At 60.7% G+C, this 12,357-nt stretch carries 9 protein-coding genes; 5 read left to right on the top strand and 4 right to left on the bottom strand.

All coding sequences use genetic code 11. The annotated features are described in order from the left end of the window. The first annotated feature begins 28 nt into the window (after nucleotides 1-28). From cobS to ACR0J5_RS02770, 5 genes are all read left to right on the top strand, one after another. Nucleotides 29-1,015 carry a cobaltochelatase subunit CobS gene (gene cobS, locus ACR0J5_RS02790; RefSeq protein ID WP_480650325.1) on the top strand — a complete coding sequence of 329 codons (987 nt, stop codon included), beginning with the start codon at nucleotides 29-31 and terminating at the stop codon, nucleotides 1,013-1,015. Between the two features lie 122 nt (nucleotides 1,016-1,137). Then, the gene (gene cobT / locus ACR0J5_RS02785; protein WP_480650324.1) at nucleotides 1,138-3,015 is read left to right on the top strand and encodes a cobaltochelatase subunit CobT; all 1,878 of its coding nucleotides are present in this window, start codon (nucleotides 1,138-1,140) and stop codon (nucleotides 3,013-3,015) included. A 74-nt stretch (nucleotides 3,016-3,089) separates the two neighbouring features. Continuing rightward, nucleotides 3,090-4,871: an aminopeptidase P family protein gene (locus ACR0J5_RS02780; RefSeq protein WP_480650323.1), complete on the top strand. Its 1,782-nt coding sequence runs from the start codon at nucleotides 3,090-3,092 to the stop codon at nucleotides 4,869-4,871. Nucleotides 4,872-4,929: 58 nt separating this feature from the next. Then, nucleotides 4,930-5,271 (top strand): DUF427 domain-containing protein, encoded by a 342-nt coding sequence (locus tag ACR0J5_RS02775; protein ID WP_480650322.1) that lies wholly within the window; start codon nucleotides 4,930-4,932, stop codon nucleotides 5,269-5,271. Between the two features lie 111 nt (nucleotides 5,272-5,382). Beyond that, on the top strand, nucleotides 5,383-6,747 hold the full coding sequence (locus tag ACR0J5_RS02770; RefSeq protein ID WP_480650321.1) for a DUF3179 domain-containing protein: 1,365 nt from the start codon (nucleotides 5,383-5,385) through the stop codon (nucleotides 6,745-6,747). Here ACR0J5_RS02770 and ACR0J5_RS02765 read toward each other — a convergent pair. The 4 genes from ACR0J5_RS02765 to lpxC all read right to left on the bottom strand — a co-directional run bounded on the left by ACR0J5_RS02765 (nucleotide 6,744) and on the right by lpxC (nucleotide 12,189). Continuing rightward, nucleotides 6,744-8,429 carry a chloride channel protein gene (locus ACR0J5_RS02765; protein ID WP_480650320.1) on the bottom strand — a complete coding sequence of 562 codons (1,686 nt, stop codon included), beginning with the start codon at nucleotides 8,427-8,429 and terminating at the stop codon, nucleotides 6,744-6,746. The two genes, ACR0J5_RS02770 and ACR0J5_RS02765, sit on opposite strands and share 4 nt — an antisense overlap. Nucleotides 8,430-8,613: 184 nt before the next feature. Continuing rightward, a complete protein-coding gene (gene recN, locus ACR0J5_RS02760; protein ID WP_480650319.1) occupies nucleotides 8,614-10,263 on the bottom strand; it encodes a DNA repair protein RecN in 1,650 nt (549 codons plus the stop codon). Nucleotides 10,264-10,298: 35 nt separating this feature from the next. Beyond that, entirely contained in the window at nucleotides 10,299-11,141 is an 843-nt protein-coding gene (locus ACR0J5_RS02755) for an outer membrane protein assembly factor BamD (RefSeq protein WP_480650318.1), read from the bottom strand. Between the two features lie 127 nt (nucleotides 11,142-11,268). Further along, nucleotides 11,269-12,189, bottom strand: a complete 921-nt coding sequence (gene lpxC, locus ACR0J5_RS02750; protein WP_480650317.1) for a UDP-3-O-acyl-N-acetylglucosamine deacetylase — start codon at nucleotides 12,187-12,189, stop codon at nucleotides 11,269-11,271. Nucleotides 12,190-12,357 lie beyond the last annotated feature (168 nt).

Here is a 12,357-nt window from a genome sequence, read left to right as displayed (position 1 = left end):
GACGGGCCAAAGGATAAGGACAAGGCGCATGGCTGACGGATCGATCGACATCAACGCAAAACCAACCGAGGATATCTCGGTCCGTGACGTGTTCGGCATTGACAGCGATATGGCGGTCAAGGGCTTTGCCGAGCGCAGTGACCGGGTTCCGGCCATCGACCCGACCTATAAGTTTGACCCAGAGACCACGCTGGCGATTCTGGCCGGCTTCACTCATAACCGCCGGGTGATGATTCAGGGCTATCACGGCACCGGGAAATCGACCCATATCGAGCAGGTTGCCGCCCGCCTGAACTGGCCCGCCGTGCGTGTGAACCTGGACAGCCATATCAGCCGGATCGACCTGATCGGTAAGGACGCGATCAAGCTGCGTGACGGCAAGCAAGTCACCGAATTCCACGAAGGCATCCTGCCCTGGGCGCTGCGTAACCCCGTCGCCATCGTCTTCGACGAATACGATGCGGGCCGCGCCGACGTGATGTTCGTGATCCAGCGCGTGCTGGAGCATGACGGCAAGTTGACCCTGTTGGACCAGAACGAGATCATCACGCCGAACCCGAATTTCCGCCTGTTCGCCACCGCAAACACCGTGGGTCTGGGCGACACCACCGGTCTGTATCACGGCACGCAACAGATCAACCAGGCGCAGATGGACCGCTGGTCGCTGGTCTCGACGCTGAATTACCTCAGCCACGATGCCGAGACGATGATCGTTCTGTCGAAGGCACCGCATTACAACACCGAGAAAGGCCGCAAGACCGTCAGCCAGATGGTCACCGTTGCCGACCTGACGCGGACCGCCTTTATGAACGGTGATCTGTCCACAGTGATGAGCCCGCGCACCGTGATCAACTGGGCCCAGAATGCCGAGATTTTCCGCGATGTTGGCTATGCGTTCCGTCTGTCTTTCCTGAACAAATGCGACGAACTGGAGCGCCAGACCGTGGCTGAGTTCTATCAGCGTTGCTTTGATGAGGAACTGCCCGAAAGCGCCGCGAGCGTGAGCCTGGGGTAAGAAAAGTGAATTGCGCCCGTACCGGGCGCAATGCCTCCGGCGGGGATATTTTTGGCCAGATGAAGGTGGATCCGGTTCTGCTTTGACTTTCCGGGCCCATGCAATACGAAGGGCGTCTGCACATGGTACAAAAGAACGACAACCCTGCTGATCCGTTCAAAAAGGCCCTGGCCGAGGCCACCAAGGTCATGGCCGATGATCCTGAACTGAACGTGTCCTACACGGTCGATCCGTCGGGATTGTCCGGTGAATCGATGCGCCTGCCGCAGGTCAGCCGCCGGATGACGCGTGAAGAGGTGTTGCTGGCGCGCGGAACGGCGGACGCTCTGGCCTTGCAGCGGCGTTATCACGATGATGCGACCCACGCGCGCTATGCCCCTCCGGGAGATATGGCGCGCGACCTCTATGAGGCGATGGAGGTGGCGCGGTGCGAGGCGATGGGCGCGCGGGATATGCCGGGCACGGCCTCGAATATCGACGTCAAGATCGGGCATGAGGCCCTGCGTCGCGGTTATGATCAATGCAAACAGCCCGCGGATGCGCCTTTGTCGGTTGCGGCGGGCTATCTGATCCGCCATTTGGCCACCGGGCGAGACCTGCCGCCTGCGGCTGACAACATCATGAATCTGTGGCGCGGGTTTATCGAGGAACAAGCCGGCGGGACGCTGGAAAACCTTGACGATATCCTTTCGGATCAGGCCGAATTCGCCAAGTTCGCGCGCCAGATGATCAAGGATCTGGGCTATGGCGACCAGCTGGGTGATGACCCGGATGAGCTGGACGACGAGCAGGAAGATCAGGCCGAGGAAGACGCCGAAGAGCAGCCCGATCCCGACAGCACCGGTCAGGATGATCCCGACGAACAGGACGCCGACGCGACGCCCGAACAGACGCAGGAAGAGCAACAGGATCAATCTCAGGCCCAGGTCTCGATGGATGAGATGGCCGATGAAGAGATGGGCGATGAGGCCGAGATGCCCGAGGGGGAGGCTCCGCTGGAACCGCCTGCCCCGCAGCCCGCATCCGAGGCCGATCCGGACTACAAGGTCTATCTGAGCACCCATGACGAAGAGATCGCGGCTGAAGATCTGGCAGAACCCGCTGAACTGGAACGTCTGCGCGCCTATCTGGACCAGCAGCTTGAGCCGCTGAAAGGCGCTGTGAGCCGTCTGGCCAACAAGCTGCAGCGCCGGTTGCAGGCGCAACAGAACCGCAGTTGGGAGTTCGACCGTGAAGAAGGTATTCTGGATGCCGGTCGTCTGGCCCGCGTGGTTGCAAACCCGACCACGCCACTGAGCTTCAAGGTCGAAAAGGACACCGAATTCCGCGACACGGTCGTGACGCTGTTGCTGGACAATTCGGGATCGATGCGTGGGCGTCCGATCTCAATTGCGGCCATCTGCGCCGATGTTCTGGCCCGCACGCTGGAACGTTGCAATGTGAAGGTCGAGATTCTGGGCTTTACCACCCGCGCATGGAAAGGCGGTCAGGCGCGTGAGGCATGGCTGAATGATGGCCGCCCGCAGCAGCCCGGTCGCCTGAACGATCTGCGCCACATCATCTACAAAGGTGCCGATGCCCCCTGGCGGCGTGCACGCCCCAATCTGGGCCTGATGATGAAAGAGGGCCTGCTGAAGGAAAACATCGACGGTGAGGCTCTGGAATGGGCCCATCGCCGGATGTTGGCACGTCGTGAACAGCGCAAGATTCTGATGGTGATTTCCGATGGCGCACCGGTCGACGATTCAACGCTCAGCGTGAACCCGGCGAATTATCTGGAAAAGCACCTGCGCGACGTGATCGCGATGGTCGAAAAGCGCAAGATGGTCGAGCTTTTGGCGATCGGTATCGGCCATGACGTGACCCGCTATTACGACCGCGCGGTGACAATCACGGATGTCGAACAGCTGGCCGGTGCCATGACCGAGCAATTGGCGGCCCTATTCGACAGCGACCCGCGGGCGCGGGCCCGCGTGATGGGAATGAAAAAGGCCAGCTAGGGCTGGCCTTGCCTCGGGCGGGCGTATTTTCCAAATAGAAGAAAAGACAAAGGCCCGTATGGGAGGGGTAAGATATGTTTCAGTCCTTTGAGGTGACCGCGCGCCCGGAACAGGGCCCTCCGCGTTTGGCTGCATTGCGGGAAGAACTCGCGCGCGAAGGGTTGGACGGATTTCTGATCCCCCGCTCGGATGCGCATCAGGGCGAGTATGTGGCCCCCCGGGATGAGCGTCTGGCATGGCTGACCGGGTTCACCGGATCGGCCGGTTTTTGTGCGGCATTGACGGATGTGGCGGGTGTTTTTGTGGACGGGCGGTATCGCACGCAGGTCAAGGCGCAGGTTGCGTCTGACTATACCCCGGTGCCGTGGCCCGATGTCAGCCTGAGCACATGGTTGAAGGATCAATTGCCCAAAGGTGGCAAAGTGGGGTTTGACCCCTGGCTGCATTCGGCCGGCCAGATCGCCGCAGCTCAGAGAGAGTTGGCGGGCAGTGGTATCGAATTGTTGCGCTGTGACAATCTGGTGGATCGGGTGTGGCAGGATCAGCCCCCCGCCCCGATGAACCCGGTCAAGGCGCACCCGCTGGAATTCGCAGGCGAATCTGCGGATAACAAGATCGCCCGTCTTTCAGAGGCGCTGCGAGAAGCGGACTGCAGCGCGGCTGTCATCACCCTGCCCGACTCGATCATGTGGTTGCTGAACATCCGGGGCTCGGACATCGGATACAACCCGGTGGCGCATGGCTTTGCTATTCTGCAGGCCGGCGGGCAAGTGGATCTATTCATGGCCCGGGAAAAGCTGGCGGTGCCTCTGGGGGACGCAGTTCGCGTTCATGCACCGGACGATTTTCTGGAGGCCGTCGCGGCGCTTGAAGGCCAGGTGCAGGTCGATCTGGGCACTCTGCCCCAGGCCGTGGCCGATGTGTTGCAGGACCGGATGGTCGACGATGGCGATCCCTGCGCACTGCCCAAAGCCTGCAAAAACGCGGCAGAGATCGCGGGCAGCGCCGCAGCCCATCTGCGCGATGCCGTGGCTGTCATCGAAACCCTGTGCTGGCTGGATGCGCAGGCCCCCGGTACGCTGACGGAAACTCAGGTCGTAACACGGCTGGAGGAAAACCGGCGCAAGGATAACGCGCTGCAGGATATTTCCTTCGACACAATCGCGGGCACTGGCCCCAACGGCGCGATCATGCATTACCGCGTGACCGAGGAGACCGACAGCGTTCTGGAAGACGGGCATATTCTGGTGCTCGACAGTGGCGGGCAGTATCTGGACGGCACCACCGACATCACCCGCACCATCGCCATCGGCGAGGTTGGGGATGAGGAAAAAGCCTGCTTCACCCGTGTGTTGAAAGGCATGATCAACCTGTCGATGCTGCGCTGGCCCGTGGGTCTGGCCGGACGGGATATCGAAGCCTTTGCCCGCGCGCCGCTATGGGCCGCAGGGCAGGACTTCAACCATGGCGTGGGACATGGCGTGGGCGCTTATCTCAGCGTGCATGAAGGGCCGCAGCGTCTGTCCAAGGTCAGCCATGTGCCGCTGCTGCCGGGGATGATCCTGTCGAATGAGCCGGGTTACTACCGCGAAGGGGCGTTTGGCATCCGCATCGAGAACCTTGTTGTCGTCGAAGACGCGCCCACCCTGCCTGGCGGTGACGACGAACGCGCGATGCTGGCATGGCGCACCCTGACCTTTGTACCCATCGACCGGCGGTTGATCCTGCCCCAGATGCTGACAACGGCGGAACGCGATTGGCTCAACGCCTATCACCGCGAGGTTGCGGAAAAAATCCGGCCAAGGCTGGGCGATGACGCGCAACTGTGGTTGGATGCCGCAACCGCGCCAATCTGACGCGAAACTGTTACATATACCGGGCAGAGGAGAGGCCCAGAAAGACGAGGGAAGAGATATGGTTGAGATTACGATCCGCAAAGCTCCGGGCAAATGGAGCGTCCGTTCAGGCGGTGCCATTCTGGGCGAAAGTCATGAGGCGCTGGAACTGGCCGAAGGTGATCTGACCCCAGTGATCTATTTCCCGCGCTCGGATATCGCTATGGCCTTTCTGGACGAAACCGACAAGGTCACGCATTGCCCGCACAAAGGCGACGCCACGCATTTCTCGATCGTCAACAAATCCTCGGTGACCGAGAACGCCGCCTGGAGTTATGACAACCCGGTATCGGCCATGGGTGAAATCAAGGGCTATGTGGCCTTCTACCCGGCCGAGTCGGTGAAGGTCGAGCAAATCTGATCTGACCAACCGGCCGCTTCAGGCCATAAAACCGGGCGTGTTCACGCAGCTGTTGAATGCACGTGAGCCGCCCACGGTGCAAAATGTGCATGGATACCATCGGAGGATGCCATGTCGATCACGCGCCGCACTTTCACAGGACTGTTGGCCAGCGCCGCCCTTCCCGGTGCCCTTTGGGCGCAGCAGGACCCAGTGCTTGAGGCCGTCAGGTCCACTCTGTACAGCAGCAATTCTGAATTCGAAGAGGGCATGGCCTTTCTGGTGCAACGGGGCAATCCGGATGTGGTCCCTGCCCTGATCACCGCCATGCGCTATGCCCGGCGGCGCAGTGATGAGATCGCCGAAGTCATGCGCCAGCTGACCGGCACCAGCATCGGCACCGACTGGTTCGACTGGATGCTGTGGCAGGAACAGAACCCGCAGGTGGTGCCGCATCCTTCGTTGATTCCGTTCAAGCGCGAGGTCTTGCTGGGCCTCGACGAAAACTTTGATGACTTCCTGCGCCCGGAGTATATACAGCGGGACAAAATGAAAATCCGACTGGAAGAGATCACCTGGGGCGGCGTGCTCAAGGACGGTATCCCCTCGTTGGACAATCCCAATCTGATCTCTGCTGACCGTGCCGATTACCTCAAGGACGGTGATCTGGTGTTTGGCGTCTCGATCAACGGAGATGTGCGTGCCTATCCGCTGCGGATCATGGGCTGGCACGAGATGTTCAACGAGGTGATCGGAGGCGTGCCGGTGGCACTGGCCTATTGCACACTCTGCGGCTCGGGCATTTTGTTTGAGACACAGGTTGCAGGTCGGCGAAAACCTCTGGTCTTTGGCTCATCCGGGTTCCTCTACCGGTCCAACAAGCTGATGTTCGACCGTGAGACAAATTCGCTGTGGAACCAATATACGGGCAAGCCGGTTTCCGGGCCGCTGGTCAACAGCGGGATCGAGCTGAAACAGCGCCCGGTCGTCATCACCACATGGCAAAGCTGGAAGAGCTCGCACCCCAAGACCCGCGTTCTGTCGCTGACAACCGGGCATCGGCGCAACTATGGGTCAGGGGTGGTGTATCGCGAATATTTCGCCTCGCCCGAATTGATGTTTCCTGCTTTGGTCGATCAATCCCAGCACCAGCAAAAGGATTACATCTTTACCATTCGGCAGTTCGGTGCAGCGCGGGCCTGGCCGCTTGAGGCGTTCAGCAGAACCCGTGTGATCAATGACGCAATTGCCAACCGACCGCTGGTTCTGATCGGTAATGCTGACAAGCGTGCTGTGCGGGCGTATGAACGAAAATCGCATCAGTTCAAGGCATCCGGCAGCGGTCTGGTGGATCAGAACGGACAGAAGTGGAAACTGACCGAAGAGGCGCTGATCGGACCGGACGGCGCGGAACTGCCACGAGTTGCGGGGCATATCTCGTACTGGTTCGCCTGGGACAATTATCTGGGCGACGCGGCCACGGTTTATCGCGGTTAAGAGTGCTCCTCGGCAGCTGTGGCCGCCAGAGCCCGGTTATACGCCTTGAGCGCGTCTATGTGATAAAGCGCGCCCACAGGGTTTTCACACCCGTCCTCATCCACGATCACGACCGGGATGCACGGGATGTCGTCACGGTCGAAGTACGGCATCGCAGCCTCAAGCGTTGCGCTGGCTTTCACGCACAGGCCCTGTTCGATCAACCCCTGCGCCTGTTCCTTGGTGATCGAGCGGGGATCGCCGATTGGCCGCATCACAGCCCCGGCACGCAGCATCGCCAGCAGGTAGGCTTGCGGCCCGGCGGCCAGATGCACATCACGCCGCTCCAACTGTGTCAGGAAGAACGACCGGTCGACAAGGCGCGACGCCAAAGCAGTGGACATTGAGACCGAGACCATCACCGCAAGCCCGATCTGCCAATCCCCGGTCAGCTCAAAGACAATCATCGTGGTTGAGATCGGCGCCCCCAGAACCGCAGCAGCCACTGCCCCCATCCCGGCAAAGGCATAAAGCGTGTGCGTCCCCGACACATCCGGCAGCAGCCCGGTGGCAATCAGGCCAAAGGCCAGGCCCGTCAGAGCCCCAACCATCAACGAGGGTGAGAATACCCCGCCGCCCATACGCCCCCCCATGGTGACGGCAACGGCAACGGTTTTCATCACCGCAAACAGAATCGCGGCCGTCAGGGTCAGATCGCCGGTCAGCGCGCGGATCGTCGTCTCATACCCTACGCCGATAATATGCGGAAACCAGATCGCCAGCAGACCCAGCATCGCCCCCGCCACCGCCGGGCGCAGCCAACGCGGCAGAGACAGGCGGTTCTGGATATGGGTGCCGATATCCTCGGCAAAAAAGATCGAGCGCATCAGCACCAGCGACACCAGCCCGCAGATCAGGCCAAGGATCAAAAAGGCAGGCAGTTCGACGTAGAATTGCAGCGATCCCGGCGTCTCCAGCACAAACTCGGTCACGTCGCCATATTCCAGTCGGTTGATCACCGTGCCCGCAACCGAGGCGATGACAATCGGGGCAAAGGCGTGCACGGCGAAATGGCGCAGCACAACCTCAAGCGCAAACAGGGCCCCCGCGATCGGAGAGTTAAAGCTGGCCGACACAGCCGCCGCCACCGCACATCCCAACAGGTCGCGTCCGGTGATGCCATCCGCATGTATCCGGTCACTGACCCAGGTTGAGATCACACCGGCCATATGTACAACTGGCCCTTCGCGGCCCGTTGACCCCCCGGTACTGAGCGTGACCAGCGAGGCAAAGAAGGACGCGATTCCGGCCTTTTTCTCGACCCGTCCGTCGGTGATGGCAGCCCCTTCGATCACGTCAGCGACCGAGCGCACACGGCCATCGTCGGTAAACCTGTGCAGGATAATCCCTACGATCAAACCGCCGATGATCGGTGTGATCAGAACGATGAACCAGGGCAGCTTTTCCACATGGCTGTGCAGCAGCAGGATGTCTTCGGTGTCATAGACCCAGGCCTGCAACCCCCGGATCGCCTTGCGAAAGCCCAATGCCATAAAGCCCGCCGCGATCCCGATTGCCAGTGCGATGAACCAGAACTGGATCTGGCTTGGTCCACGTCGCCGCATCACCCGCCACGCCTCTTTCATCGCGGCCAAAGCCTGATTTAGCTGGTTGCGAAGAACGGTGCGCGTCGATTGGGTCATTGGCCCTCGGGGATCAGGTCATATCCCTTAGTAAGCCACGGAGGGCACAGATAAAAGCCGGATCGCGCGACAGTGAAGGGCTTAAAGCGGTTCGGGTTTAACGTGAGACACGAATACCCTGCCACGCCTGCGGCGTTCTCGGGACATTCATGTCGCAGGGTGATTCAGGTAATCCCGAAACGCTCTAGGCGTCCAGCAAGGCACGGGCGGCGGCGCGCGCCTCATCCGTGATGGTGTCGCCTGCCACCATGCGGGCGATCTCGTCAACCCGGTCAGGTTCGGCCAGCGGAATGACCGTCGACAGCGTCTGCCCGTCCGCCACCTGTTTCTGCACCCGCCAGTGATGCGCCGCGCGGGCCGCCACCTGTGGTGAGTGCGTCACGACCAGCACCTGCCCGCCCTGCGCCAACGCGGCCAGACGGCGCCCCACCGCATCCGCAGTGGCCCCGCCGACGCCCCGGTCGATCTCATCAAAAATCATGGTGCGGGCGCTGTCATCACCCGTCAGACAGACCTTGAGCGCCAGAAGAAACCGGCTGAGCTCACCACCCGAGGCGATCTTGTTCAACGGGCCGGATGGCGCGCCGGGGTTGGTTGCCACCGTAAAGGCCACCGCATCAATACCCTCGGGGCCCGGATCGGCGGCGGTGATTTCGGTCTGAAACACCGCGCGTTCCATTTTCAACGGTGCGAGTTCCGTCATCACGGCCGTATCCAACTGTCCTGCGGCGTGTTTGCGCGCTGTGCTCAGCTCGGTCGCAGCCTGACTGAATGCGGCCTCAGCAGCCTCGACCGCGGCGCGCTGATCCGCCATATCCGCATCGCCCGCATCCAGCCGGTTCAACCGGTCGCGCAAGGTATCGGCAAAAGCGCCCAAATCATCCGGGGCCACATCGTGCTTGCGGGCCAGTGCGCGGATCGCGAACAACCGTTCCTCGGCCGCCTCCAATTCCGCCGGGTTGAAATCCAGCGCCTGAAGGCAGGTATTCACGCCGTCCTGCGCCTCGCCCAATTCGATCAGGGCGCGACCCAGCGCGGCAATCGGCTCTTCCAACTGACCGCCCGCATTGTCTGACACACCTTCGAGCCAGCGCACGGCGTCGGACATCGCCCCTTCGGCCCCTTGCCCGCCCAGCAGATCGAACGCACGCGCCACATCGTCGCGTATACGCTCGGCCCCCTGCATCATCCGGCGGCGAGCGTCCAGATCGGCATCTTCGCCCGGTTGCGGGTCCAGCTTGTCCAGCTCGGCCACGGCGTGGCGCAGGAATTCCTCTTCGGCGCGCATCGCCGCCAGCGCGGCCTCGGTCTCGGCCAGCGCTTTGCGCAGGCGGGACATGTCGGTCCAGGCGGCGCGTACCGCTGCAAGATGATCCCCAACACCCGCGTATTCATCCAGCATGGCCCGGTGGCCGCGCGGGTTCAGCAGACCGCGATCATCATGCTGTCCGTGCAATTCGATCAACGTCTCGGACAAGGCCCGCAGCACCTCGCCCGAGCAACGACGATCGTTCACCCAGGCCGTTTTGCGCCCTTCGGCGGTGTTGACGCGGCGCAGGATCAACTCTGCCCCACCGGGCAGCCCAGCCTCGGCCAGCACCGCATGGGCGGGATGGTCCGGGGGCAGTTCAAACTCTGCCATGACCTCACCCTGAGCCGCACCCTGACGCACCAGTTCCGCGCGCCCGCGCCACCCGAGCACAAAGCCCAGTGAGTCCAGCAGGATCGACTTGCCTGCCCCGGTCTCACCGGTCAACGCGTTCAGACCCGGCTGGAAGGTTAGATCCAGCCGGTCAATGATCAGCATGTCGCGTATCTCAAGGGCGCGCAGCATCGGGTCTTAGCGTCCCAAGCCTGTAGCCATGGCGATTACAACCACTCACCTTTGATGGTCTGACGGTAAATCTGGCTCAGCCAGTTATTGCCACGGCTCTTAAGCTCCAACCCGCGCGAAGTCAGCAGCTTGTAGCCCGCATCATACCATTCCGAGGACTGGTAGTTGAAACCCAGAATCGCACCGGCCGATTGCGCCTCATCCACCAGACCCAGAGACAGATAAGCCTCGATCAGGCGATACAGCGCCTCAGCGGTGTGGGTGGTGGTCTGGAAATCCTCAACCACAACCCGGAACCGGTTGATTGCGGCGGTGTAGTGATCCTGACGCAGGTAATAGCGCCCGATCTCCATTTCTTTACCCGCCAGATGGTCAAAGGCCAGATCGAATTTCAGCACCGCCGATGTGGCGTATTCACTGTCGGGATAGACCTCGATCACGGTGCGCAGCGATTGCAGCGCCTGAAAGGTCAGGCCCTGGTCGCGACCTACTTCGTCAATCTGGTCATAATAGCTGAGCGCCAGAAGATACTGCGCATAGGCGGCATCTTCATCTGTCGGATAGAAATCGATATAGCGCTGCGCCGCCGCGCGGCTTTCTTCATAGTTCTTGTCCGAGTGGAACGAGAACGCCTGCATGATCAACGCACGCTTGGCCCAGTCGGAATAGGGGTACAGACGTTCAACTTCCGAGAAGTACCACGCCGCGTCATCCGAGCGATTCTGCGACAGCTCATACTCACCGCGCGTGAAAATCTGTTCCGGCGTAAAGCCTTCCAGGTTCTGATTGCGGTCTGCGCCTTTGTCGCTGCACGCCGTCAAAACTGCTGCCAGAAGAATCGCGCCTGCGACTCTGACTGCCGCTTTGGTGCCAACCATTCCGCCTATCCTTGTCGTATTTCTTGTCGGGGTAAGCCCCAGATCGGGCTTTGGTTTAGCACAAATAATTCCGGGGCAAAACGCCTTAGTACGTCCGCTGGCGGAATTGTCGACAGAGTTGAACTAATCAGGCGACTTCAGGGATTTCGTCGCGCACAAGCCCCTGCCCCGGCAAACGGGCTGCCTGTTCTGGCGTGCACAATACCGGGCGTACCGCGCCGGGTGTTTCAAACAGCTTACGCAGTAGCGTATTTGTCATCGCGTGGCCGGATTTGTCACCAGTGAAATGCCCCAGAATCGGGCCACCAGCCAGGTACAGATCCCCAAGCGCATCCAGCATCTTGTGACGCACAGCCTCATCTGCGCGGCGGAACCCGCCGGGTGTCAGCACATCATCGCCCTGAACAACCACTGCATTGTCCAGCGTTCCGCCCAAAGCCAGACCATTCTCACGCATCGTTTCGACATCGGTGCGACGGCAGAAGGTGCGGCAATCGCTCAGCTCGCGCGCAAAGGATCCATTACGCATATCCAGCGTCTTGGTTTGAGAACCGATGGCGCTGTCTTCGAAATCAATATGGAAGTCGATGATCAAACCATCCGCCGGTGCAATCGACGCGCTGGCCCCCTCCCGCGATGCGGTGACAGGTTTGAGAACCTCAAAGGCCAGAACCGGGCTGGCCTGACGACGCACGCCCTTAGCAACGATGCCGCGTACGAAATCAATCGAAGACCCATCCATGATCGGCACTTCGGGACCATCAATCTCAATCACCGCGTTATGCACACCGCAGCCAGCCAAGGCCGCCATGATGTGCTCGACGGTCGACACCGAAACACTCGCTTCATTCACCAACCGGGTGCAAAGCGGCGTCCGCTCGACCACGTCATAGATGGCCGGGATCAACGCATTGCCCAAATCAATATCCGTCCGTTTGAACCAGATGCCGTGACCGGCGGCTGCCGGTTTCAGGACCATCGTCGCAGGCTTGCCGCTGTGCAGCCCAACGCCTGTAAACGTGATCGGAGATTTGAGCGTATGTTGCAAAATAAACCTCGGTGAGTGGTGTCCGACCGCAGGGGCCGTGTTGAACACTCAACTAAGCAAGGGCGGTTCAAGGCTCAACTCACTCTTTGCAACTGAATGAAACATGTTTGTAACAGATCGGCAAAACCCTGCTTACATACAGTTAAGCACCTTATTTTAAACGAAAAA

It is taken from the genome of Ruegeria sp. BE1 (assembly GCF_056538885.1).
Note: the sequence above shows the minus strand (reverse complement) of the source record. Positions and strands in the feature narration are given on the sequence as shown.